We start from the raw sequence: 23,232 nt of genomic DNA, 5'->3' as shown, positions 1-23,232 counted from the left end.
GGAGGACTGATCGACCATGAAGCTTAAACTTTTCAACAACGACGGCAGCGCCAACGGCGAAGCGGAATTCGAAGGACTTCCCGTTTTCGAAGACGACAAGGGCGTACAGGCTGTCAAGGAAGTCGTCGTCGCTCAGGCGGCGAACAATCGTCAAGGCAGCGCTAGCACCAAGACTCGCGGCGAAGTCCGCGGCGGTGGCAAGAAGCCCTGGCGCCAGAAGGGCACCGGCCGCGCTCGCGCCGGCTCCAATCGCTCCCCAATCTGGGTTGGCGGCGGTATCGTCTTCGGCCCACGTCCTCGCGACTACTCCAAGAAGATCAACAAGAAGGTGAAATCCCTCGCGTTCAGCCGCGCTCTTTTCGATCGCGTCGCTGACGAGTCGATCGTTGTCATCGAATCCCTCGACCTCGCCCCCAAGGCGAAGGAAGGCAGCAAGCTCGTTCGCGGCATCGCTCCCGAAGGCAAGGTGCTGGTTATCGACAAGGAATTCTCCGACACCGCCATCCTCGCCCTGCGCAACCTCGCCGGCGTGGCCCTGGAAGAAGCTCCCTACATCAGCGTAACGGAACTCTGCCAGTTCAAGACAATCATCGCAACGCGTGCAGCTCTCGAAGCGCTGATCGAGCGCGCGAAAGGAGGCTCGAAATGATCCAGCCAGATAAAGTCATCAAATCAGTTCGCTTGACTGAAAAATCCAACCTTCAGTCCTCCGAGATTGGCCAGTACACTCTCGAAGTTTTCAAGGAAGCCAACAAGGGCTCCATCAAGGCTGCGGTTGAGAAGGTCTTCGATGTGACCGTCAAGCGCGTCAACGTAATCAATCAGGTCGGCAAGCCGAGCCGCAACCGCAAGACTGGCAAGGCCTCTCGCGGTTCCGGTTTCAAGAAGGCTATCGTAACGCTCAAGCAGGGTGACGCCATCGACCTCACTGCATAAGACAAAGGAGATCATTCGAAATGGCTATCAAGAGTTTCAATCCCGTCACCCCGACTCAGCGCTTCGCGGCAATCCAAGTTAAGGACGTCACGAACAAGCGCCCCGAGAAGGCTCTGACCAAGTCCAAGGGCAAAAAGGCTGGTCGCAACTGCTACGGTCGCATCACCATGCGTCGCCGCGGCGGAGGCCACAAGCAGCTCTACCGCTCCATCGACTTCAAGCGCAACAAGTTCGATATCCCTGCCAAGATCCAGGCGATCGAGTACGATCCGAATCGCAGCGCTTACATCGCCCTCTTGGCATACGCTGATGGCGAAAAGCGTTACGTGGTCGCTCCCGCCGGTGTCAAGGTAGGCGATACCATTCTCTCATCGCAGAAGATGATCGCTTTCGAGCCAGGCAACGCCATGCCGCTCGAATTCATCCCTCCTGCCACCAAGATCCACGCGGTCGAGCTGCTGCCCGGCAAGGGCGCTCAGATCGCTCGCGCAGCTGGCAACGCAGTGGAACTCATCGGTATCGATGGCGACTCCGCTCAGATCAAGATGCCGTCCGGCGAAATCCGTTTGGTGAGCAAGAAGTGTCTGGCCACCGTCGGCATCGTCGGCAACGCCGAGCGTAAGAACGTCGTGATCGGCAAGGCGGGTCGTAGCCGCTGGCTCGGCAAGCGTCCTCGCGTTCGCGGTGTGGTCATGAATCCGGTCGATCACCCCAACGGTGGTGGTGAAGCGAAGTCCAAGGGCGGCGGTGGTCGTCAGATGCTGGTTTCCCCATGGGGTCAGCTCGCGAAGGGCTTCCCAACCCGTCGCAAGTCCAAGGAGAGCAACAGCCTCATCCTCGTCCGCCGTAACGGACGGAAAATGAAGAACCGATAAGCGAGGAAACGAGAAAATGCGTTCAGCAAAAAAAGGATATTTCATCGACCCCAGTCTTCAGAAGAAGGTAGACGCAGCCCAAGCCAGCAACGATCGCAAGCCGATCCAGACCTGGTCCCGCCGTTCCACCATCACTCCTGAGTTTGTCGGTCTCAACATCAACGTACACAACGGCAAGATGTTCATTCCTGTCCACGTGACCGAAAACATGGTTGGCCACAAGTTGGGCGAGTTCTCGCAGACTCGCACTTTCAAGGCCCACGGTGGCAGCAAGAAGTAGTCGCGAAAGGAGCACCTAGCAATGCAAGTACAAGCACGTACCAAATACGCCCGAATGTCGCCTAAGAAAGTGATCGAAGTGGCTCGCGCGATTCGTGGAAAGAATGCCAACGCGGCTCTCGAACTGCTCAAGTTCATCCCCCGCAAGTCGGCTTTCCTTCTCTCCAAGACGCTGCAGTCCGCTATCGCAAACGCGGAAAACAACCACGACCTTTCCGGCGACTCTCTGGTCGTCGAATCGGCAACCGTCGAGCAAGGCCCAGCGCTCAAGCGCTTCAAGGCTGCCGCTCGTGGCGGCGTAGCCCGCCGCAAGAAGCGCATGTCCCACATCCGCATCGTTCTGTCTGATAACGCCTAAAGGAATTACTACACATGGGTCAAAAAACACATCCGATCGGATTCCGTCTCGCCGTTAACCGCAACTGGCAGTCCCGCTGGTTCGCACGCAAGAACGATTTCGCCGACACCCTCTACGAGGACCACATCATCCGCACCAAGCTGATGGAGAAGCTCAAGTACGCCAGCGTGCCGCGCATCTTCATCGAGCGCGCTTCCGCTCGCGTCCGCGTCAAGATCTTCACCGCCCGCCCAGGTATCGTCATCGGACGCAAGGGTCAGGAGATCGAGAAGATCAAGGAAGAGCTCTCCAAGGCCACCGGCAAGGAGATCCTCCTCGACATCCAGGAAGTCAAGAAGCCCGAGCTCGACGCCACCCTCATCGCCGAGAACGTGGCCCTCCAGCTGGAGCGTCGCATTTCGTTCCGTCGCGCCATGAAGAAGGCCGTCCAGATGGCCATGTCGCTCGGCGCCAACGGAATCAAGATTCAAGTCGCAGGCCGTCTCGGTGGCGCGGACATCGCCCGCACCGAAGTTCAGCGTCAGGGCTCCGTGCCTCTGCACACGCTGCGCGAAGACATCGACTACGGCACAGCGGAAGCCAGCACCGTGTACGGAATCATCGGTATCAAGTGCTGGGTATTCAACAAGGAAGACTAAGCGGAAAGGGTAACAAGCCATGCCACCACTAACACCATCACGTACAAAGTACCGTAAGGTAATGAAGGGTCGCCTTCGCGGAAACGCGAAGGGTGGCGACACCATCGCGTTCGGCGATTTCGCTATCCAAGCCCTCGACCGAGGCCACTTCACCGGCCGTCAGATCGAAGCCGCTCGTGTCGCGATCACTCGCCACATGAAGCGTAAGGGCAAACTCTGGATCCGCGTCTTCCCTCATAAGCCGATCACCAAGAAGCCGCTCGAAACCCGTATGGGTAAGGGTAAGGGACCGGTCGACCACTACGTCGCCGCAGTCAAGCCAGGCGTCGTCCTGTTCGAGCTCGCCGGGGTGCCCATCGCGGTCGCTCGACAAGCCATGTCGTTGGCGGACGCCAAGATCCCGTTCCGCACGCGCTTCATCGAGCGCGATCGCGATTAATCGTCACGGAAAGGAAACCGATCGAAATGAAGACCAAAGACATCAGAGAACTTTCCCTTGCAGAGCTCGAGAAGAAGGCCCGCGACTCTCGCGAGCAGCTCCTCGAACTCCGTCTCAAGAAGCAGACTGGCCAAGTAGAGAAGACCCATGAGATCACTGCCCTGCGCAAGGACATCGCTCGCATGGAAACCATTCGCTCCCAAAAGCTGAAAGCCGAAAAGCAGACTGCCTAACCTATACCCGGTAAAACAAGGCTATGGAAAATTCACGTAACAGCAGAAAAGACCTCATCGGCATGGTCACCAGCGTCATGGGCAACAAGTCCATCAAGGTGACCTACAGCTACAAGATTCCTCACCCGCGCTATCGCAAGGTGATCAACCGCAAGACCGTCGTTCACGTCCATGACGAAGAAAACACCGCTCGCCTCGGCGACAAGGTGGAGATCATGGAAACTCGCCCCATCAGCCGCCTCAAGCGCTGGCGTCTGGTCAGCGTGATCGAGCGCGCTCCGATGCTCGGCAAGAAGACGCTCGCCGAAGTGGAAGCGGAACAGGAAGCCCACGCAGCGGAATCCGGCGTCGAAGCATAGCATAGAGAGGTCAGCAAACCATGATTCAACTACGTTCATCACTACAGATCGCGGACAACACCGGCGCCAAGAGCGCTCACATGATCCGCCGTCTCGGACAGAACAAGAAAACCGCTGGCGTGGGCGACGTTATCGTCGTCAACATCAAGGAAGCCTCCGTCGACTCCTCCGTGAAGAAGGGGACCGTCGTGAAGGCCGTGGTCGTTCGCACCAAGGCTCCCATCCGTCGCAAGGATGGCAGCTACCTGCGCTTCGACTCCAACGCCATCGTGATTCTCGACAACAACGGCAACCCAAAGGGAACCCGCATCTTCGGCCCAGTGGCTCGCGAACTCCGTAACAAGAAGTTCATGAAGATCGTATCCCTCGCTCCGGAGGTACTCTAAAGATGGCTAAGACACACATCAAAAAGGGCGACGAAGTGATCGTCCTCACTGGCAAGGAAAAGGGCAAGCGCGGCAAGGTGCTGCAGCTGCTCCCCAAGAAGGACCGCGCCATCGTCGAAGGCTTGATGATGATCAAGCGTCACGAGAAGAAGTCGGAAGAGAAGCCGGAAGGCGCCATCGTCGAACGCGAAGGCTCCATCCACGTCTCCAATCTGATGGCCGCCACCAAGTGGGACGCCCGTCGCTCCAAGTAACCACTATTATAAACTCCGTCTAAACAAGACACCGAGAACCAAGATATTCGGGTCGGAAATCCGGATACGTAAAAACCAATGAGCTCTCAAGAAACTCCAGCACTCAAGAAGTACTACAGCGATGTGGTCGCCCCAGGCCTCAAGAAGGCCCTCGGCTACACGAACGACATGCAGATCCCTCAGATCGAAAAGGTCGTTCTGAACATCGGCGTGAACGCTTCCGCAGACAAGTCCGTCCTCGAAGAGGCGGTTAAGAACCTCAGCGCCATCGCCGGCCAGGCTGCCGTTCGCACCTACGCTCGCAAGAGCATCGCGAACTTCAAGCTCCGCGAAGGCATGCCCATCGGCTGCAAGGTCACGCTCCGTGGCGCTCGCATGTGGGACTTCCTCTATCGCTTGCTCGCGGTCGGTCTTCCCTCCATTCGCGACTTCCGTGGGGTGCATTCCCGCTTCGACGGAAACGGAAACTACTCCCTCGGCATCACCGACCTGACGATCTTCCCGGAAATCAATACCGACAGCGTGAAGTACCAGTCCGGTCTCGAGTTCACCATCGTCACCACCGCAAAGACCAACGAGGAAGGCAAGGAGCTGCTCACCCTGCTCGGCATGCCGTTCCGCAAGCAGGAAAAGAAGACAGAGGAAACCGCAGCTTAATCCCGCATTTTAGACATATGGCTAAGAAATCATCAATTGCCCGCAACAAGAAGCGCGAACGTCTCGTCGCCAAGTACGCCGAAAAGCGCGCGACCCTCAAGGCGATCCTCGCCAGCCCGGACAGCACCGACGAAGAATTCTACGAAGCGCAGCGCAAGCTCTGCAAGCTGCCGCGCAACTCCTCCCCGGTACGCATCAAGAACCGTTGCAATGTCACCGGCCGTCCTCGCGCCTACCTGCGCCGCTACGGACTTTCCCGCCTCACTTTCCGCGAGCTCGCCCTCCAAGGAAAGATCCCGGGCGTGACGAAGTCGTCCTGGTAGTCGCTTCATCATTGACGAATCGATAAAACCCGATCAAATCCTCCGCTTCTTTCAAAAGTACACCTCGAGCCGGGAGTTTGGATATCGCTCGGCTCTTCAACCAATTAATCAAGTATGCACACTGATCCAATCAGCGACTTCTTAACGCGCGTTCGTAATGCGTCGGCGGCCAACAAGGACATCTGCGTGGCCCCGCATTCGAAGCTCAAGGCGGCCATCGCCAAAATTCTCCTCGACGAAGGTTTCGTCAAGGAAGTGAAGGAAGGCCAGGACGAAAAGGGGCACAAGACCCTCGAAATTGGCCTCAAGTACGTGGACGGCGAGCCCTCCATCAACGGCATCGAGCGCGTCTCCAAGCCGGGACTTCGCCTCTACGCTAAAAGCAGCGACATCCCCCGCGTTCTCAACGGCCTCGGAGTCTGCATCCTCACCACCCCTAAGGGCGTGATGAAGGACCGCGACGCCCGCCGCAACAAGCTCGGCGGCGAGCTCATCTGCAACGTTTGGTAAGAAAGGACATCCGCAATGAGCAGAATCGGTAAACTACCAGTTGCTATCCCAGCTGGCGTCAAGGTCGCCGTCGACGGAAATACCGTCAAGGTGGAAGGACCCAAGGGAAAGCTAGAAAAGACTTTCAACGCAGCGGCCTCGTTCGTTGTTGAAGACAACGAGATCAAGGTCAGCCCGGCGGACAGCACCCGCTTCGCCAACTCCATGTACGGCACCGCCCGTTCCATCGTCGCGAACATGGTGCAAGGCGTGGTCGAAGGCTACTCCAAGGACTTGGAGATCAATGGCGTCGGTTTCGGAGCTAACCTGAAGGGCAAGGTCCTCAACCTGAAGCTAGGCTTCTCTCACGACATCGACTACGAAGTGCCCGAAGGCGTCACCATCACCATGGATGGCAGCACCAAGCTGAAGGTTTCCGGCATCGACAAGCACATGGTCGGCCAGGCTGCGGCTTCCATCAAGAAGTTCGCTCCTGCAGAGCCTTACAAGGGCAAGGGCGTTCGCATCGTTGGCGAACACGTAATCCGCAAGGAGGGCAAGTCTGTCTAATAGGACCGGCTTAGCTTGAACAGCTAACTCAGGAAAGAGAGTTACCAGATGAAAATTCAAAAGAAAAACGAGCTCGCTCAGAAGCGCCGCTGGCGCATTCGCCGCAAGGTTGTCGGCACGCCAGAGCGCCCGAGACTCAGCCTTCACCTCAGCAACAAGCACATCTACGCTCAGGCCATCGACGACGAGCAGGGCGCGACCCTCGCTTTCGTCTCCACTTTGGGCAAGGAGCTGCGCGAGCAGAACCTCAAGGCGAACTCCGCTGGAGCAGCCGCTCTCGGCAAGGCGTTCGGCGAAAAGGCCAAGGCAGCCGGCATCGAGAAGGTGGTATTCGACCGCAACGGCCGCAAGTACCACGGTTGTGTTAAAACATTCGCAGACGCCGCTCGCGAAGCAGGCCTCAACTTCTAATAGCCCTATGATGACTTCACAGCAAAATCAAAACCGTGGTGGCAACCCTCGTGGAGGCAACAGCCCCCGTGGTCCGCGTGGCCCTCGCGGTCGTCGCGACAACCGCCGCGAAGAGAAGGAAGACGACAACATCACCGAGAAGGTGGTCTTCATCAATCGTTGCGCCAAGGTCGTTAAGGGTGGCCGTCGCTTCAGTTTCTCCGCTCTGGTGGTCGCAGGCGACCAGGAGGGGCAGGTCGGCATCGGCTACGGCAAGGCCAACGAAGTTCCCGAAGCGATCCGCAAGGGCACCGAGCAAGCCCGCAAGCTGCTCCAGCCGGTGAAGCTCAAGGGCGACACCATCCCGCACGAGGTGCTGGGCGAATTCGACGGCGGCAAGGTTCTCCTACGTCCAGCCACCACCGGTACCGGCATCATCGCCGGCGGCGGCGTTCGCGCCGTGCTCGAAGCGGCTGGCGTGCAGAACGTGCTCACCAAGTCCCTCGGCTCCAACAATCCAAACGCGATCGTCCTCGCTACGCTCGACGGTCTCAAGAAGCTCAAGACCTACGAAGACTATAAGCGTCTTCGTGGCTAAACCCAATTTGGAAGGAACCCTCACAATGAGACTCCACAAACTATCTAATGTAAAAGGCGCCACGCATCGTCGCAAGCGCGTCGGTTGCGGCGAAGGCGGAGGTCACGGTAAGACTTCCGGTCGCGGCGGCAAGGGCCAGACCGCTCGCTCCGGCGGCAGCATCCGCATCGGCTTCGAAGGCGGTCAGATGCCAATCTTCCGCCGTCTTCCGATTCGCGGCTTCAACAACAAGAACTTCCGCACCGAATACGAAACCGTGAACGTTGGCGACCTCTCCAAGATAGACGATTCGGTCGAGGTGGTTGATCGCGACGCGCTGGCGGTCGCCGGTCTGGTTCGCTTGAACGACAAGCCTCTCAAAATCCTCGGCGAGGGCGAACTGAGCAAAGCGATCAAGATCTCGGCAGACAAGTTCTCCGCATCCGCTAAGGAAAAGATCGAGAAGGCCGGCGGCGAGGCGATCGTCGCAGCCTCTTAAGGTTTTTTCTCAGACACTCCCACTCCCCTAGGCATGCTTTCCGCGTTCACCAACTGTCTTAAGATCCCTGAGCTTCGCCAGCGCATCTTCATGATGCTCTCGTTGCTCTTCATCGCTCGAATCGGCGCCAACATCCCGTTGCCCGGTCTCGACATGAAACCGCTTCAGGATTACTTCGCGGAGCAGACCGCGTCCGGCGGAGGCAGTTTGGTGGGGCTGTACAACATGTTCACCGGTGGCGCCTTTCTGCGCGGCGCGGTGTTCGCGCTGGGCATCATGCCGTACATCTCGGCGTCCATCATATTCCAGTTGATGGGGGCCGTCTTTCCGGCCCTGGCTCGATTGCAGCAGGAAGGGGAGTCCGGACGTCAGAAGCTCAATCAATACACCCGATACGCTACCGTAGTCATCTGCGCCGTCCAGGCGGTGCTGCTGATTCTCGGTTTGCAGAATCCGGGCACCTTGTTCCAGGGCTTCTCCACTGACGTCTACGGGCAGATCGTCATCATCGACAAGATTTGGTTCCTGATCACCTCGACCATCTTCCTCACAGCGGGGACGGTGCTGCTGATGTGGATCGGGGAGCAGATCACCAAGCTGGGCATTGGCAACGGTATCTCTATTTTGATCACGGTGGGCATCATTGCCGACCTCCCTGGAGCGGCTCAGGCGACCTACGACTTGTTCTTCGGTCCGGTAGGCGTGCAAAAGCTGGTGTTCGGCCATGGTATTCTGCTCGCCGCTCTGTTGCTGGTGGTCACCGCGGGCCTGATCATGGTCATCCAAGCGGTGCGCAAGATTCCAGTGCAGTACGCCAAGCGGGTGGTAGGTCGCAAAGTGTATGGCGGGCAGAGCTCGTTCATGCCGCTTAAGGTCAACTACTCCGGTGTGATGCCGGTCATTTTCGCCTCGGCCTTGCTGGCGTTTCCGCAGCAGATCATCTCGCAGATTGGAGCCGCTCTCGACCTGCCTTGGTTGGTGGACGTGGCGAACTACCTGGTGCGCGGTTCGGTCACCTACTACGTGGTCTTCGGTTTGATGATTCTTTTCTTCAGCTACTTCTGGGTTTCCGTGATGTTTCGCCCGATCCAGATCGCTGACGACCTCAAGAAGTACGGCGGGTACGTGCCGGGCGTTCGCCCTGGCCAGCCCACTGCCAAGTTCCTCGACTTCGTGATGACTCGCTTGACGCTCGCAGGGGCGATCTTCCTGACGATCATCTCCGTTTTCCCGGATGTGCTTCTTTTTGCTTACGACATTCCGATGCGAGTGGCCATCTTCTTTGGCGGTACCGGAATGCTTATCACGGTCGGTGTCGCTCTCGACACCATGAAGCAGATCGAAACTCACTTGCTGCAGCGTCACTACGACGGGTTCCTGAAAAAGGGACGCATCCGCGGGCGCAGCCAAACCCGCGGCGCCCAGAGCGCTCTCGGCGAGGCGACCGATCTCAAGAACGTCGGAATGCTCTACGCAGTCGTTTTGGGAATCGGAGCAGTCGGCCTGATCGCTTATTTCCTGCAATACGCAACAAATTAATTCTTTACTTTATGATTATGAGGGGTCATTTCGTTGCTCTTTTTTCCTTGCGCCTCGCGCACGGCTGAAATTCGTCCCCCCTCTTTTCGTATCTCGGGCATTCGCTCAAATCGCGCGTCTCTGACGCTTCACAATTCACAAACACTTTTTAACCAAAAACTTGCTAGAACACCATGCCACGTATCCTAGGCGTAGACATTCCAGCCAATAAGAAGCTCGAGTACTCTCTCCGTTACATTTACGGAATTGGCCCAACCCGCTCCAAGAGAATCCTCGCGGAAACCGGCATCGATCCGGACATGCGCGCCAAGGAGCTGAACGAAGAGCAGATCAACGCGATCATGGCGAAGATCCAAGAGCTTCAGTTCGTCGTCGAAGGCGATCTTCGTCGCGAACTCACCGCTAGCATGAAGCGTCTCCAGGCGATCAATTGCTATCGCGGACTGCGTCATCGTCGTGGTCTGCCGGTTCGTGGTCAGCGTACCAAGACCAATGCCCGCACCCGCAAGGGCAAACTCAAGACCGTGGGCTCGCTCCGCAAGTAGAAGATAGGAACTATTAGTCATGGCTGAAGAAAACGTTCAAGCTGAAGAAGAAGTGAAGGAAGCTCCCGAAGGGGAAGCGAAGGCTGCGGAAGCGGTCGAAGAGCTTGTTGGTGGTGTTAAGAAGCAACCAACCGCTCAGGATCTTCTTAAGGAAGAAATCGGCGATCTCAAGATTCGCAAAGCGAAGGGTAGCAAGAACGTCACCACCGGCATCGCCAAGGTGAGCGCTACGTTCAACAATACCATCGTCACCATCACCGACCTCAAGGGTAACACCGTTTCGTGGGCGAGCGCGGGCAAGATGAACTTCCGCGGCTCTCGCAAGTCCACCGCCTACGCTGCTCAGGTCGTCGCCCAGAACGCGGCCAAGGCCGCCATGGCCCACGGCCTGAAGGAAGTGTACATCGAAGTGAAGGGTCCTGGCATGGGCCGCGATTCCGCGATCCGCGCCTTCCAGACTCTCGGCTTGGAGATCTCTTCCATCACGGACTCCACTCCCATTCCTCACAACGGCTGCCGTCCACCCAAGCGTCGCCGCGTCTAGTGCGCATGGCGTTCGCATCAATCGTTAATCTTTATATCTAGATCTCATGGCTCGCTATACCGGTCCAACTACCAAGATCAGCAGACGTTTCGGTCAGCCCATTTTCGGCTCCAACAAGTCTCTCGAAAAGCGCAACTATCCACCCGGCCAGCACGGTCCGCGTCTGCGTCGCAAGCAGTCCGAGTATTCGATCGGCTTGGGCGAAAAGCAGAAGCTGCGCTTCATGTACGGTCTGATGGAAAAGCAGTTCCGTCGCACCTTCGATCGCGCCAAGGCGCAGCGCGGGGTGACGGGTACCATCTTCCTTCAGCTCCTCGAGACGCGTTTGGATAGCATCGTTTACCTGCTTGGCTTCACCAAGACCCGCAAGGCGTCCCGCCAGTTCGTAAACCACGGCCATGTGCTGGTGAATGGTCAGAAGGTCGACATCCCTAGCTTCCAGGTAAAGCCAGGCGATGAGATTGAAGTGCGCAATACCACCTCTTCCCGTCAGCTCGCCACTCGCAACATGGAAGCGAATCGACTGCGCAACGTACCCGACTGGATGACCCGTCAGGACGAAGCTTTCCGCGGTACCGTCAATCGCTTGCCGAACCGTGAAGAGCTCGAGCAAAGCATCAACGAGCAGCTCATCGTAGAGTTCTACAGCCGCTTCTAATCGCGATTGTTTATCATCTCACTCTTTCGACCAACTAATTCCCAGCCCATCCAAAGACCATAACGCAACATGCCGAAACGTATTGGAAAGTTCGAACTGCCAAATCGTCTTGTGAAAGTAGAGGAGGGTTCCTCCGCTACTTACGCAACGTTCCACGCTGAACCCTTCGAAGCGGGTTATGGTCACACGATCGGCAACTCCCTGCGCCGCGTTCTGTTGAGCTCCATCGAAGGCGCGGCGATTTCTTCGGTCAAGATCGAGGGAGTTAGCCACGAGTTCCAGAGCGTAGACGGAATCGTGGAAGACGTCACCGACATCGTTCTGAACCTGAAGAAGGTATTGCTCGTTTGCCACAAGCGCGAAGGCGTCAAGCTGATGATCAACACCAACCGCGCTGGAGCGATCACCGCTGGCGATATCCAGCCGGACTCCAACGTGGAAGTCATCAACCCGGACCAGGTCATCTGTACCTTGGACCGCGAGATGCCGTTCACTGCGGAGCTCGAAGTGAAAGTCGGTCGTGGCTACTGCCCAGGCGAGGACAACAAGGATGAGGACGAGCCGATCGGCGTGATCGCCATCGACTCACTTTTCAGCCCTGTCACCCTCGTGAAGTACTCTGTCGAAGCGACTCGCGTCGGCCAGATCACCGACTACGACAAGCTGATTCTCGAAATCTGGACGGATGGCCGCATCACTCCGGACGACGCTCTCAAGCAGGCTTCCGCCATTCTCAAGCATCACCTCGACGTGTTCGACAACGTTTCCGACGAGAACTACGAGTTCGAAGACGAAGGCGGCGAAGTGAGCGAAGAGCAGAACAAGCTGCGCAAGCTGCTCAACATGAGCGTCAACGAGATCGAGCTCTCCGTTCGCGCTGCGAACTGCTTGAACAATGCGAACATCACCACTGTGGGTGAGCTCGCGATGAAGAGTGAGCAGGAAATGCTCAAGTACCGCAACTTCGGCAAGAAGTCGCTTAACGAAATCAAGGACAAGCTGGAGTCGCTCGGACTCTCGCTTGGAATGAAATTTGACGAGCGTCTTCTCGACTCGAAGAAGGAGCTCTAATTCTAAACAACTTACTCTAGACCGCCATGCGTCACCGCAAGCATCGTAATCAACTCGGCGTCAAAAAGGAGCATCGTGAAGCTCTGCTCGCCAATCTTTCAACCGCTCTCATCCAGCACGGCCGCATCAAGACCACTCTGAAGAAGGCGAAGGCGCTTCGTCCGTTCGTCGAGAAGGTCATCACCCTGGCCAAGAAGGGTAGCCTGCACGATCGTCGTATAGCCATCTCTCGCGTTCGCGACGCTGACGCGGTGCACACGCTCTTCGACGAAAAGGCTGAGCAGTTCGCCGATCGCAACGGTGGATACACGCGTATCTACAAAATCGGTACACGCCGTGGCGACGCCGCCGAAATGGCGTTGATCGAGCTGATCGACGCGGACGACGAAGGCTACGCCAAGAAGGGCAAGTCCAAGGCAAAGAAGGCTGACAAGCCAGCCGCTCCGGTTGAAGAGCCGAAGAAGGAAGAGCCCGCAGCCGAGGCCGAAGGCGCTGCCGCGGAAGAAGCGAAGACAGAAGAAGCCAAGTAAGGCTGGTTCTCACACTTCTTTTTCATTTTCGAAAATGCGTTCTTCCGCGAAGGACGCATTTTCGCGTTTTTAAGAACCTCTTCGATGCATTCTTTCACCTGGTTTCTCATCCTCTACACTGGATCAGCCCTTCTGGCGATTTCGGTCCTGTGGTTCTACTACGAGAAGAGGGACAAGCAGCTGTTTGACGCGCGAAGAAAGCGAAAGGTATTCCACTGCGTGCGCTGTGGAAACCTGTACTCGATCCGTAAACGGGACGCCTCGGAGGGGGAGCGATGTCCAAAATGCGGATACAAGAATTTCGAACTATCGTTTTAAGCCGCCGTTGGCGGTTGAAAACGAGTGACAAGCCCACCGCGAAGCTAGTTTAATTTCCATTTACATCTATGAAGCACCAAACCATCGCCGTACTCGATTTTGGGTCACAATACACGCAAGTCATCGCTCGTCGCATTCGCGAATGCAATGTGTACTCCAAGATCTACTCCTACAAGACCTCGGCGAAGCAATTGAAGAAGGATGGCGTGGTGGGCGTCATCCTGTCGGGCGGTCCCTCCAGTGTGCTCGCCCCGAATTCTCCCAAGGCGGATAGCGCCATCTTCAAGCTGGGCGTGCCAGTTCTCGGCATCTGCTACGGGGTCCAGCTGATCGCCCATTTGCTCGATGGCAAGGTGGAGAAGAGCCGCGAACGCGAATACGGGCACGGCACGCTCAACGTGAAGATAAAAGGTAGCCTCTTTCGCGGTCTGCCGAACAAGCTGCGTGTCTGGAATTCGCACGGCGATCGCCTCGCGAAGCTGCCGACCGGATTCAAGGCGGTCGCGTCGACCGAAAATTCCAGCTTTGCCGCCATCGCGGACGAGAAGCGCAAGATCTATGGCATTCAGTTTCACCCGGAGGTGGACCACTCCCAAGGCGGCATCAACATTCTGGAAAACTTTCTGCGCAAGATTTGCGGCTGCGCTGGCGACTGGTCCATGGCGGACTTGGCGCGTGAATCCATTCAGAGAATACGTGACACGGTAGGCGAGGACCGCGTTTTGCTCGGCTTGAGCGGGGGCGTTGACTCGTCTGTAGCGGCAGCCTTGATACACAAAGCCATCGGCCGCCAGCTTACCTGCGTGTTTGTCGATAACGGTCTGCTGCGTCAGAACGAGCGCGAACTGGTAGTGGATCTCTACAAGCGTCACTTCAACATGGACGTGCGGGTGGCCCGGGCTGGTTCCAAGTTTCTCGCCAAGCTCAAGGGAGTCTCGGACCCGGAGAAGAAGCGCAAGATCATCGGCAACACCTTCGTGCAAGTCTTTCAGGAATCGCTCAAGCGCATCGGCGAGGCGAAGTTTCTTGCTCAAGGCACGCTTTATCCGGACGTGATCGAGAGCGTCTCCATCGACGGCAATCCTGCGGCCACCATCAAGAGCCACCACAACGTGGGTGGTTTGCCGAAGAGCATGAAGTTCAAACTGCTGGAGCCGCTTCGCGAACTGTTCAAGGACGAGGTACGAGCCCTCGGCACCGAGCTCGGCCTGCCCAAGGAAGTCGTTTGGCGCCAGCCGTTCCCCGGTCCTGGCCTAGGGGTGCGCGTGCTGGGCGAAATCACCAAGCGAAACCTCGACGTGCTGCGCAAGGCGGACGCCATCTTGCACGAAGCCATGATGGAGTCGGACCTTTATTACAAGGTCTGGCAGTCCTTCTGTGTGTTCCTCCCGGTCCGCACGGTTGGAGTGATGGGAGACGAGCGCACCTATGACAACGTGATCGCCATCCGCGTGGTGGAGAGCAAGGACGCCATGACCGCCGATTGGGTACGCGTGCCTTACGAAGTGCTGCAGCAGGTTTCCACGCGAATCATCAACGAGGTGGAAGGCGTCAATCGCGTGGTCTACGATATCAGCTCCAAGCCTCCTGGCACCATCGAGTGGGAGTAGCGCGCGCTTTTCCTTGCTGAAGTTTCCGCTTCGCGGAGGAGTCGCCAAGCCGCCCTCCGCGTCCCCCAAAACAACCCCAGAACATTTCTTATGAATCGATTCGCAGTATTCCTTTCGATTGTATCGCTTGTTTTTATCGGCCCCGTTTCGGCGCAGGAAGCGGAGGTAAAGCAGCCTCAGGTTTCGCCGGAGGAAGCGGCCGCCATTGTTAAGGAAACGGTAGCCAAGGCCCGTCAGTACCTCGGCGGCGAGAAGGCTCTCAACGCGGTGAAGTCTATTCACTACAAGGGCGTGCTGGTTTATGGAAACGGGCAGTCGGGCACGATCGAGTCGATCTTCATGAAACCGAATTATCACCAGGCCATATCGGTGATTGGGAACCAGAAGGAGACCTCCACGCTCAATCGTACGGAAGCATGGCAGAAGGTGGAACGTGTGGACCAGCCGGGATCCTGGACTCTCAACATCTACCAGCTGCAGGAGCTTCGGGCCATGCAGGCGACGGTGGCGGATACACTGAGTTTTTTGAATACGCCGCCGGTGCGCAACGGACGTATTGAATATCTTGGCACGGAGACCATCGATGGTCGCGAGCTGGTGGTGCTGTACTATGCCCACGGACGCAGTCGCGGCTTCCATCGTTACATCGACAGGGAGACGGGCGAAGTGGTTCACATGATCAATCAGAACGGCGCGATCATGACCACCAGCGGTGAGCAGTGGGTGGACGGAGTTCGCTTCCCGGAAAAGCTGGTGGCCAAGTTCATCACTCAATTCGGAGTGCAGACCATCGAGATCACCTACACATCCATCGACATCAACGAAAGCTTCGATACGGATCGCTTCAACGTGCCAGTGCTGACCGAGTAGCGCTCCCGAGCCCAGTCTCCAATTTTTTCAGGCGCCTTCGCGAGTAGCGAGGCGCCAAAATTGTCTTTGCCAAGCGAGCTGCGCCCTTGCAAAAGTGAGGCCATGGCAGACTTGGCCTACAAATCACGAACCTTCTGGGGAAAGCTCGAAGCGTTTTGCGAAACCTCTTCCGTTCCGAAAAGCATCGTCGACGCTGTTTCATCGGTGCTGGACGACGTGCGCGTCAAGGGCGATGCCGGCGTCGCAGAAGCGCTCGGCCGCATCGATGGCGTTTCCCTAAAGAGCGAACAGTTTCCAATCAGCCGCGCTGAAATGAAGGCGGCGGTGAAGCGTTTGCCTAAAAGCGACGTCGATGCGATCAAGCATAGCGTCGCTTCCGTGACCGAGTTTCATCGCCACGCGCTGCCCAAGTCCTGGACCGCGAAAAACGCCCACGGAGCGACGATCGGCGAGCGCTTTTATCCGCTTGGTCGAGTCGGGCTCTACATCCCGCGCGATCTTGTATCCACGGTGGTGATGACAGCTTCCCTCGCTAAACTGGCCGGGGTGAAGGAGATCGTGGCGTTCACGCCCTGCAATTCAGAAGGAAAGGTAAACGACGGCTGCTTGGCTGCGATGTATCTCTCCGGTGTGACGGAAGCCTATCGCTTTGGCGGAATCATGGCGGTGGGAGCGATGGCTTACGGAACGGAAACGATCAAGCCGGCGCTAAAGGTCTACGGTCCGGGCAACGCCTTTGTGGTGGAAGCTAAACGACAGGTTTATGGTACGATCGGAGTTGATCTTTTGCCCGGCCCCAGCGAGCTGCTGGTGATCGCGGACGATCATGCCGATCCCGAATTCGTCGCCGCGGACCTGCTCGCTCAAGCGGAGCACGGCTCCGGCCGCGAAAAGATCTTTCTGGTCAGTCTTTCCAAGGATAAGACGAAAGCGATCCGAGCCGCCATGCGCGAGCAGATGAAAACCCTTTCGCGTAAGGACGCCATCAAGGCGGTTCTCAAGGACGGGTTGATGTCTGTGATCGTGGATACGTACGAAGACGCGGCGAAGGTCGCGAACTACGTCGCCCCCGAGCACATGGAGCTGGAAGTCGATCCAAAGCAATTCTCCAAGCTGATAAAATCCATAACGACTGCAGGAGCCATCATGCAAGGCGGCTGGTCTGCCACGGCTTTGGGAGACTTCGTGGCAGGGCCCAGTCACGAGCTGCCGACCGGTCGCTCCGGCCAGTGCTACAGCGGGTTGCAGATCAGCGATTTCATGCGTCGGTCGAGCTTGGTGAAGTACAGCAAGGCGGCTCTTGGAAAGGCGGCTTCCGCCGTTGAGGCTTTTGCTCGTATGGAAGGTTTGGATGCGCACGGACGTTCCGTCTCGGTACGCTTAGAAAGGCGCTCATGAGCGCTTTGAATTCGCCTTCTGAATACGCGTTGTCGCATGTTCGCAAGCTGCACGCCTATACGCCCGGATTTCAACCGAAAGGAACGGGTTGGGTTAAGCTGAATACAAACGAGAACCCTTATCCACCTAGTCCGATGGTGGACGAAGCCTTGAAAGAGGCAATGGGAGATGCTCTGCGTTTGTATCCAGATCCTCGCAGCATGGCGCTTCGCGAAGCGGCAGCAAACTTGCACGGGCTTTCTCCTGATCAGTTGATTTTTGGAAATGGGTCGGACGACTTGCTAAACCTCCTCGTGCGAGCGTTCGCCTGCGAGAAAGCCGCCGGCTATCTGATGCCGAGCTACAGTTTGTATCCAGTTCTTTGTGGCATTCAAAACTCCGGCGTGGTGGAGCTCCCGTTCGATCGCAGCATGGAGTTGCCGATCGATGAGCTGATCGAGCTCGATGCGCGTATCCTGTTTATCACTTCGCCCAACGCTCCGACTGGTGTCGGCTTTTCCAACGAGGAGCTGGCCAAAGTGATCGAAGGCTTCGATGGCATAGTGGTGGTGGACGAAGCGTATGCGGATTTCGCGAAGGAGACTGCCGTGGATCTGCTTTCGCGCTTCCCGAATCTCGTGGTCACGCGCACCTTCTCCAAATCCTACGGATTGGCGGGCTTGCGACTAGGCTACGCCATGGCGGATCCTTCGGTTGTCGATATACTCGATCGCGTCCGAGATAGCTACAACGTCAATCGACTCACTCAGGCTGGCGGCCTGGCGGCCCTTCGAGACCAGAGCTACCTGAAGGCGGTGGTGGGAAAGGTGAAGCGCACCCGCGACTTCTACCGAGCGGAGTGGGAAGCATTGGGCTGGTTTTGCTATCCGTCCCAATCCAACTTCCTGTTCGTCGAGCCACGGAACGCCTCTGGGGAAACGGGTCCGGAAGTGGCGCAAGGGCTTTTTGAATACTTCAAGCAGCGCAAGATACTGGTGCGGTATTTCCCGTCCAGCCCCTTGACTGCGTCGTTCCTGCGTATCAGTGTGGGCGACGAAGATCAGATGCTCCACGTGAGCGAAACGATATCGAAATGGCTGAAGAACGCATAGCATCCCTCGAGCGCAATACGAAGGAAACCCGTATCGCGGCAGAGCTGAACGTCGACGGAAAGGGCAGAGCGGACATCGCGACTGGCATCCCTTTCTTCGACCACATGCTTACCTTGTTCGCGGGCCATGGACTGTTCGACCTCACGGTGAAGGCGGACGGAGACATCGAGGTCGACTACCACCACACCGTGGAGGATGTTGGCATCGTTTTAGGCGAGCTCTTCAAGAAGGCGCTTGGCGACAAGTCGGGCATCACGCGCTATGGTTTTTTCATCCTGCCCATGGACGAGTGCCTCACCCGGGTGGCCATCGATTTGGGCAACCGGCCCTACCTGGCCTACAAGGTGTCCGCTCCGACAAGCTACGTGCGCGATTTCAACATCATCCTGATCAAGGAATTCTGCCGAGGCTTTTCCAACAGTCTGGGAGCGAACCTGCACATCGAGTTGGAGTATGGCGAAGAGCCGCACCACATCGTGGAGAGCATCTTCAAGTGCATGGCGCGAGCGATCGATGCCGCCTCGCGTATCGATCCGCGCATGGAAGGACGGCTTCCTTCGACCAAGGGCATGCTTTAGAGCGTTCCCGAACTCTGATTAACTCCTAAGACTTTTCGAGATGAGCAAAGACATTGCTGTCATCAACTACGGCATGGGAAATCTGCGCAGCGTGGAAAACGCCTTGCTGAAGATCGGCGCCCAGCCGCGTATCGTGACTCGTCCAGAGCAAGTCGGAGAAGCGAGCGGGCTTATCTTGCCGGGCGTGGGCGCGCTGCGCGACTGCGTTGACGGCCTCAAGACCGCGGCCTTCGACGACTTCATCCGTGGCTGGGTCAAGGAGCAGCGTCCCTTCATGGGCGTTTGTCTCGGTCTCCAGGCTCTGTTCGAGCATTCGGAAGAAGACGATGTGACGGGGCTTGGCGTCCTGCCAGGAAAGGTTGTGCGCTTCAAGTCGCGTCCAGGATTTAAAATCCCGCACATGGGCTGGAATTTCGCGAAGCTGCAGCAGGAAGGCTCCCCGTACTGGGAGGAGCTCGATCCCGAAACGGACCGCTTCTACTTCGTGCACAGCTACCATATCCTGCCGGAAGATCCATCTATCACCTTGACCACCACCGACTACGATGGCGTCTTCACCAGCTCCGTAGCGGTCGGCTCCCTGCTCGCCAGTCAGTTTCACCCCGAAAAGAGCCAGCGGAATGGGCTGCAGCTCTACGCGAACTTCGTGGCTTCGTGTGATTAGGCCAACTGAAAACAGCGAACAGAAAAGCTAATAGTTACGAAGTCGGTAGCAGATACTTTACATGACCCGCATGTCGGGGTAATTAGTTGGTCTTCTTTGAATTAGGATTTCCTGATTCGCCGCCAACGCCTAACTTGCAACTCCGAGTTTCCTGACAATGAGCAAAGAAGCCATTCTCAAAATAGACGATCAAGAGCTGTCCTTTCCGATCATCGAGGGCACTGAAAAAGAGCGAGCGGTCGACCTGCGTACCCTGCGTGCGAAGAGCGGCGGCTACATTACTTACGACGAGGGCTTCGGCAACACAGGGTCGTGCCAGAGCGAGATCACCTTTATCGACGGGGAAAAAGGCATCCTTCGCTACCGCGGCTACCCGATCGAGCAGCTGGCGGAGAAGTCTGACTTCATCGAGAGCGCCTATTTGATCATCAACGGAGAGCTGCCCACCAAGAAGCAGCGGGCCCACTTCTCGAACCTCATTTCAGAAAACGCGGCGATCGACGAGCGCATGCACCGCATTTTCGAAGGCTACCCGCGCTCCGCGAATCCCATGTCGATCCTGGCGGCCATGATGAATTCGCTGGCTTGCTTCTATCCGCATCTGGCCACCAACGATCGCGCCACGGACTTGGAAAATTTCGAGAAGGCGGCGGCCTTCGCCATTTCCAAGGTGCGCACCATCACTGCGGCGGTTTATCGCGTGAGCCAAGGTCTGCCGATCATGTATCCGAAAAAGAACATCGGCTACTGCGACAACTTTTTGCACATGATGTTCTCCGAGCCGTACGACGAGTATCCTCGCGATACCATCCAGGCGTCCGCTCTGAATCTCATTTTGCTCCTGCATGCGGACCACGAGCAGAATTGCTCTACCTCCACCGTGCGCATGGTGGGCTCCGGGGGAGCGAATCTCTTCGCTTCCATCTCCGCAGGCGTATCCGCTCTTTGGGGACCTTTGCACGGCGGAGCGAATCTCGCGGTCATCCAGATGCTGGAAGCCATTCATGCGGAAGGCGACGACGGCAGCAAGTTCATCGAGGAGGCCAAGAGCGGCAAAAGCAATCGCCGCCTGATGGGTTTCGGTCACCGCGTCTACAAGAACTTCGATCCACGCGCCAAGATCATCGGCAAGGCCTGCGATCAGCTGCTGAACAAGCTCGGCATCAGCGATCCCTGTTTGGACATCGCTCGCAAGCTCGAGCAAGCTGCGCTGGCTGACGATTACTTCATCTCTCGCAACCTCTATCCGAACGTCGACTTCTACAGCGGCATCATCATGCGAGCCCTCGGCATTCCGGTGGAAATGTTCACCGTGATGTTCGCCATCGGCCGCATGCCAGGCTGGGTGGCCAACTGGATGGAGGTTTCCAGCAACCCGAAAGGACGAATCAGCCGCCCCCGCCAGGTCTATCAAGGCCCGGCCGTTCGCGACTACGTGCCGATCGCGGATCGCGGCTAAGCGAAAGCTCGGTAAAAGGCGAATTTCAGGAAAGGCGGCTCTCGGCAGGGAGTCGCCTTTTTTTGGACTGAAGGCGTTGGCGCTAGTTGCTCAGTCCTTCTTCACGTGGTGCTCGTGCAGCAGGCCTTCGAAGCTAAGTCCGGTTAGGCCCTTCAAGCCATTTATCAACCGCCAAAGGGCGTAGATGAGAATCGCCATGGTTGGCGCTGTGATGACCAGCCAGGAAACCCAGGTCAGGGTGGCGATCTCCTGATTGAACTGCTCGGTGCCGCCAGGGCTTTTTACGATCATGGAAGCGAGGATGAAGTTGAGCAGAGCGCTTATCAGAAAACTGAATACAAGCAGCCAATTCGCCACTTTGAAATGTCCCTCTAGAGTGGAGCGCTTTTCGTCGGTGTCGATATGGCTGCGAATCTTGTCGATGTCGAAAATGGCTTCGTTGAAGAGGAAGGTTTTCAGCAGCGAGTTTTTGCGATTCGCTGTCGCGAGGACTAGCACGCCGATCATGAGCGGCATGGCGGTCTCCTTGATCACCACCCACTTCGGTTCCGCGGCCATCAGGCCGATCCCGCCGGTGAGCAGGATGTTGAGGAATCCGAAGATGGAGATGATGTTGTAGTTTCGTCGCTTCGCGAAGTCGTAGAAAAAGTAGCCGATCGGGAAGGCCAGGGCCACGACCAGACCAAGTACCGGGCCGAGACGATCCTCGCTGCTCAGGTTCTTCAAGCAGAGAATCGGCAGCACGAGGTTGCAGACGATGTTGGCGAGAAAGTTCTCGTTCTTCGGTATTTGCTTGGTGGTGCTGGCGGGTGCGTCGTCGCTCATTCTCTTTGAAGCTTTGGTTGCGTCCGGATGGAGGCTGCCCTATACCGTCGGCAAAACTTAGCCATGTCTAGCCAAACCATTCTTCTCGGGGTCAATATCGACCATGTCGCAACCGTGCGCCAAGCGCGCTACAAGGACAGCCCACGGGGCTGCGGCCAGTTCGTGGAGCCGGATCCGGTGACCATCGCTCTGCTCTGCGAGAAGGCCGGGGCGCAAGGCATCACGGTCCACCCGCGCGAGGACGCGCGACATGTGCAACGCTCGGATGTGCGGCGCCTTCGCGAGTGCATCCAGACTCGGCTCAACATGGAGATGGCCGCCACCGAGGACATGCTCTCCTTCGCTCTGGAGGTCTTGCCTGAAACCATCTGCATCGTGCCGGAGAAGCGCGAGGAGGTGACGACTGAAGGCGGTCTGGAAGTGGCAGGGCAGTTCGATCGCATCGATAGCATCGTCAAGTCCGCCAAGGAAGCCGGTATCGAGAGCAGTTTGTTTATCGATCCGGACAAGGCGCAGATCGAAGCCTCTGCCAAGATCGGCGCCAAGTATGTGGAACTGCACACCGGAGCGTATGCAAATGCCTACTACACTGCAAGGAGAGCCGAGGAGTTCGAGCGACTCGTGGAGGGAGCCGCGCTCGCTTCCGAACTCGGGCTCATCGTCAACGCCGGTCACGGCATCAACTACGTCAACGTTAGCGAGGTCATCACCATTCCCGAGCTGCACGAGCTCAATATCGGACACAGCATCATCAGCCGGGCCCTCTTCTTCGGGATCGACGAAGCTGTACGGGAAATGAAAGCCCTTATGGCGGGCGCATAGCCGGCTGCCAAACGCGTTTTTCCATGGATGCGATATCTCTGCCCTGCAAAGGACCGGTTCTCGGAATTGGCGTCGATATTGTATCTGTTAAACGGATACGAGACTTGATCGATCGGCAGGGCGACCGTTTTCTGCATCGCGTTTACACGAAAGCGGAGCGGGAGTACTGCCTGAAATACAAGGATCCCGGCGAACGGTTCGCGGCTCGCTTCGCCGCCAAGGAGGCGGTCGCCAAAGCCTTTACTACGGGAATCGGCGAACACTTGACTTGGACCTCCGTGAGCGTAGTTCCCGGCGAACGCGGCGAACCATTGGTCGAATTGGATGAGAAAGGCAGACACCTCCTGCATCAGGTGAGAGGGAAGTATGTGGCGATCAGCCTCTCGCATACGGACGAGACGGCCATTGCGTTCGCGACGATTCTGGGCTAGACTGGCGTCTATGAGTT

34 protein-coding genes are annotated in these 23,232 nt (G+C 57.2%); 33 read left to right on the top strand and 1 reads right to left on the bottom strand.

The window, feature by feature from the left end:
- The first annotated feature begins 16 nt into the window (after nucleotides 1–16).
- From rplD to QEH54_RS17515, 31 genes are all read left to right on the top strand, one after another.
- Nucleotides 17–649 carry a 50S ribosomal protein L4 gene (rplD, locus tag QEH54_RS17665; RefSeq protein WP_309020028.1) on the top strand — a complete coding sequence of 211 codons (633 nt, stop codon included), beginning with the start codon at nucleotides 17–19 and terminating at the stop codon, nucleotides 647–649.
- The gene (gene rplW / locus QEH54_RS17660) at nucleotides 646–936 is read left to right on the top strand and encodes a 50S ribosomal protein L23 (protein ID WP_309020027.1); all 291 of its coding nucleotides are present in this window, start codon (nucleotides 646–648) and stop codon (nucleotides 934–936) included. The genes rplD and rplW overlap by 4 nt, the downstream gene beginning before the upstream one ends.
- A gap of 20 nt (nucleotides 937–956) precedes the next feature.
- Entirely contained in the window at nucleotides 957–1,811 is an 855-nt protein-coding gene (gene rplB / locus QEH54_RS17655) for a 50S ribosomal protein L2 (RefSeq protein WP_309020026.1), read from the top strand.
- Nucleotides 1,812–1,827: 16 nt separating this feature from the next.
- The gene (gene rpsS / locus QEH54_RS17650) at nucleotides 1,828–2,091 is read left to right on the top strand and encodes a 30S ribosomal protein S19 (protein WP_309020025.1); all 264 of its coding nucleotides are present in this window, start codon (nucleotides 1,828–1,830) and stop codon (nucleotides 2,089–2,091) included.
- A 21-nt stretch (nucleotides 2,092–2,112) separates the two neighbouring features.
- Nucleotides 2,113–2,448, top strand: coding sequence for a 50S ribosomal protein L22 (rplV, locus tag QEH54_RS17645; protein ID WP_309020024.1), 336 nt, complete (start codon nucleotides 2,113–2,115; stop codon nucleotides 2,446–2,448).
- A gap of 14 nt (nucleotides 2,449–2,462) precedes the next feature.
- Nucleotides 2,463–3,086: a 30S ribosomal protein S3 gene (gene rpsC / locus QEH54_RS17640; protein ID WP_345785675.1), complete on the top strand. Its 624-nt coding sequence runs from the start codon at nucleotides 2,463–2,465 to the stop codon at nucleotides 3,084–3,086.
- A gap of 19 nt (nucleotides 3,087–3,105) precedes the next feature.
- On the top strand, nucleotides 3,106–3,525 hold the full coding sequence (gene rplP / locus QEH54_RS17635) for a 50S ribosomal protein L16 (protein WP_309020023.1): 420 nt from the start codon (nucleotides 3,106–3,108) through the stop codon (nucleotides 3,523–3,525).
- A gap of 26 nt (nucleotides 3,526–3,551) precedes the next feature.
- Nucleotides 3,552–3,758: a 50S ribosomal protein L29 gene (gene rpmC, locus QEH54_RS17630; RefSeq protein ID WP_309020022.1), complete on the top strand. Its 207-nt coding sequence runs from the start codon at nucleotides 3,552–3,554 to the stop codon at nucleotides 3,756–3,758.
- A 23-nt stretch (nucleotides 3,759–3,781) separates the two neighbouring features.
- Nucleotides 3,782–4,117 (top strand): 30S ribosomal protein S17, encoded by a 336-nt coding sequence (gene rpsQ, locus QEH54_RS17625; protein WP_345785674.1) that lies wholly within the window; start codon nucleotides 3,782–3,784, stop codon nucleotides 4,115–4,117.
- Nucleotides 4,118–4,137: 20 nt separating this feature from the next.
- Entirely contained in the window at nucleotides 4,138–4,503 is a 366-nt protein-coding gene (rplN, locus tag QEH54_RS17620) for a 50S ribosomal protein L14 (RefSeq protein ID WP_309020021.1), read from the top strand.
- A 2-nt stretch (nucleotides 4,504–4,505) separates the two neighbouring features.
- Nucleotides 4,506–4,757 (top strand): 50S ribosomal protein L24, encoded by a 252-nt coding sequence (rplX, locus tag QEH54_RS17615; RefSeq protein ID WP_309020020.1) that lies wholly within the window; start codon nucleotides 4,506–4,508, stop codon nucleotides 4,755–4,757.
- A gap of 78 nt (nucleotides 4,758–4,835) precedes the next feature.
- On the top strand, nucleotides 4,836–5,414 hold the full coding sequence (gene rplE / locus QEH54_RS17610; RefSeq protein ID WP_309020019.1) for a 50S ribosomal protein L5: 579 nt from the start codon (nucleotides 4,836–4,838) through the stop codon (nucleotides 5,412–5,414).
- A gap of 17 nt (nucleotides 5,415–5,431) precedes the next feature.
- Entirely contained in the window at nucleotides 5,432–5,737 is a 306-nt protein-coding gene (gene rpsN / locus QEH54_RS17605; RefSeq protein WP_309020018.1) for a 30S ribosomal protein S14, read from the top strand.
- 114 nt (nucleotides 5,738–5,851) lie between these two features.
- The gene (gene rpsH / locus QEH54_RS17600; RefSeq protein WP_309020017.1) at nucleotides 5,852–6,247 is read left to right on the top strand and encodes a 30S ribosomal protein S8; all 396 of its coding nucleotides are present in this window, start codon (nucleotides 5,852–5,854) and stop codon (nucleotides 6,245–6,247) included.
- A 15-nt stretch (nucleotides 6,248–6,262) separates the two neighbouring features.
- Nucleotides 6,263–6,796, top strand: a complete 534-nt coding sequence (gene rplF / locus QEH54_RS17595) for a 50S ribosomal protein L6 (protein ID WP_309020016.1) — start codon at nucleotides 6,263–6,265, stop codon at nucleotides 6,794–6,796.
- Nucleotides 6,797–6,844: 48 nt separating this feature from the next.
- Entirely contained in the window at nucleotides 6,845–7,207 is a 363-nt protein-coding gene (gene rplR, locus QEH54_RS17590; RefSeq protein WP_309020015.1) for a 50S ribosomal protein L18, read from the top strand.
- Between the two features lie 7 nt (nucleotides 7,208–7,214).
- Nucleotides 7,215–7,784, top strand: coding sequence for a 30S ribosomal protein S5 (gene rpsE, locus QEH54_RS17585; protein ID WP_309020014.1), 570 nt, complete (start codon nucleotides 7,215–7,217; stop codon nucleotides 7,782–7,784).
- 25 nt (nucleotides 7,785–7,809) lie between these two features.
- A complete protein-coding gene (gene rplO / locus QEH54_RS17580; protein ID WP_309020013.1) occupies nucleotides 7,810–8,262 on the top strand; it encodes a 50S ribosomal protein L15 in 453 nt (150 codons plus the stop codon).
- Between the two features lie 33 nt (nucleotides 8,263–8,295).
- Entirely contained in the window at nucleotides 8,296–9,801 is a 1,506-nt protein-coding gene (secY, locus tag QEH54_RS17575) for a preprotein translocase subunit SecY (RefSeq protein WP_309020012.1), read from the top strand.
- A gap of 173 nt (nucleotides 9,802–9,974) precedes the next feature.
- The gene (gene rpsM, locus QEH54_RS17570; protein WP_309020011.1) at nucleotides 9,975–10,346 is read left to right on the top strand and encodes a 30S ribosomal protein S13; all 372 of its coding nucleotides are present in this window, start codon (nucleotides 9,975–9,977) and stop codon (nucleotides 10,344–10,346) included.
- Between the two features lie 19 nt (nucleotides 10,347–10,365).
- Nucleotides 10,366–10,890 carry a 30S ribosomal protein S11 gene (rpsK, locus tag QEH54_RS17565; RefSeq protein ID WP_345785673.1) on the top strand — a complete coding sequence of 175 codons (525 nt, stop codon included), beginning with the start codon at nucleotides 10,366–10,368 and terminating at the stop codon, nucleotides 10,888–10,890.
- 46 nt (nucleotides 10,891–10,936) lie between these two features.
- On the top strand, nucleotides 10,937–11,548 hold the full coding sequence (rpsD, locus tag QEH54_RS17560; RefSeq protein ID WP_309020010.1) for a 30S ribosomal protein S4: 612 nt from the start codon (nucleotides 10,937–10,939) through the stop codon (nucleotides 11,546–11,548).
- A 69-nt stretch (nucleotides 11,549–11,617) separates the two neighbouring features.
- The gene (locus QEH54_RS17555; protein WP_309020009.1) at nucleotides 11,618–12,619 is read left to right on the top strand and encodes a DNA-directed RNA polymerase subunit alpha; all 1,002 of its coding nucleotides are present in this window, start codon (nucleotides 11,618–11,620) and stop codon (nucleotides 12,617–12,619) included.
- Between the two features lie 26 nt (nucleotides 12,620–12,645).
- Nucleotides 12,646–13,149, top strand: coding sequence for a 50S ribosomal protein L17 (gene rplQ / locus QEH54_RS17550; RefSeq protein WP_345785672.1), 504 nt, complete (start codon nucleotides 12,646–12,648; stop codon nucleotides 13,147–13,149).
- Between the two features lie 386 nt (nucleotides 13,150–13,535).
- Nucleotides 13,536–15,077 (top strand): glutamine-hydrolyzing GMP synthase, encoded by a 1,542-nt coding sequence (guaA, locus tag QEH54_RS17545; protein ID WP_309020008.1) that lies wholly within the window; start codon nucleotides 13,536–13,538, stop codon nucleotides 15,075–15,077.
- Nucleotides 15,078–15,167: 90 nt separating this feature from the next.
- Nucleotides 15,168–15,947 (top strand): hypothetical protein, encoded by a 780-nt coding sequence (locus QEH54_RS17540; protein WP_309020007.1) that lies wholly within the window; start codon nucleotides 15,168–15,170, stop codon nucleotides 15,945–15,947.
- A 102-nt stretch (nucleotides 15,948–16,049) separates the two neighbouring features.
- Nucleotides 16,050–17,345 carry a histidinol dehydrogenase gene (gene hisD / locus QEH54_RS17535; RefSeq protein ID WP_309020006.1) on the top strand — a complete coding sequence of 432 codons (1,296 nt, stop codon included), beginning with the start codon at nucleotides 16,050–16,052 and terminating at the stop codon, nucleotides 17,343–17,345.
- Entirely contained in the window at nucleotides 17,342–18,436 is a 1,095-nt protein-coding gene (gene hisC / locus QEH54_RS17530; RefSeq protein WP_309020005.1) for a histidinol-phosphate transaminase, read from the top strand. The genes hisD and hisC overlap by 4 nt, the downstream gene beginning before the upstream one ends.
- A complete protein-coding gene (hisB, locus tag QEH54_RS17525; protein ID WP_309020004.1) occupies nucleotides 18,418–19,014 on the top strand; it encodes an imidazoleglycerol-phosphate dehydratase HisB in 597 nt (198 codons plus the stop codon). Before hisC ends, hisB begins: the two co-directional genes overlap by 19 nt.
- A gap of 40 nt (nucleotides 19,015–19,054) precedes the next feature.
- Nucleotides 19,055–19,678 (top strand): imidazole glycerol phosphate synthase subunit HisH, encoded by a 624-nt coding sequence (gene hisH, locus QEH54_RS17520; RefSeq protein WP_309020003.1) that lies wholly within the window; start codon nucleotides 19,055–19,057, stop codon nucleotides 19,676–19,678.
- Nucleotides 19,679–19,835: 157 nt separating this feature from the next.
- Nucleotides 19,836–21,137 (top strand): citrate synthase, encoded by a 1,302-nt coding sequence (locus QEH54_RS17515; protein ID WP_309020002.1) that lies wholly within the window; start codon nucleotides 19,836–19,838, stop codon nucleotides 21,135–21,137.
- A 90-nt stretch (nucleotides 21,138–21,227) separates the two neighbouring features.
- On the opposite strand, the gene QEH54_RS17510 is transcribed toward QEH54_RS17515, so the two are convergent.
- On the bottom strand, nucleotides 21,228–21,962 hold the full coding sequence (locus tag QEH54_RS17510) for a VC0807 family protein (RefSeq protein ID WP_309020001.1): 735 nt from the start codon (nucleotides 21,960–21,962) through the stop codon (nucleotides 21,228–21,230).
- 63 nt (nucleotides 21,963–22,025) lie between these two features.
- Here QEH54_RS17510 and QEH54_RS17505 point away from each other — a divergent pair, with 63 nt between their 5' ends.
- Complete coding sequence (locus QEH54_RS17505) at nucleotides 22,026–22,784, top strand: pyridoxine 5'-phosphate synthase (protein WP_309020000.1); 759 nt, start codon at nucleotides 22,026–22,028, stop codon at nucleotides 22,782–22,784.
- Nucleotides 22,785–22,807: 23 nt separating this feature from the next.
- Nucleotides 22,808–23,215: a holo-ACP synthase gene (gene acpS, locus QEH54_RS17500; RefSeq protein ID WP_309019999.1), complete on the top strand. Its 408-nt coding sequence runs from the start codon at nucleotides 22,808–22,810 to the stop codon at nucleotides 23,213–23,215.
- The last annotated feature ends 17 nt before the right edge of the window (nucleotides 23,216–23,232 follow it).

This window comes from Pelagicoccus sp. SDUM812003 (assembly GCF_031127815.1).
In the GTDB taxonomy this organism is placed as follows: domain Bacteria; phylum Verrucomicrobiota; class Verrucomicrobiia; order Opitutales; family Opitutaceae; genus Pelagicoccus.
Note: the sequence above shows the minus strand (reverse complement) of the source record. Positions and strands in the feature narration are given on the sequence as shown.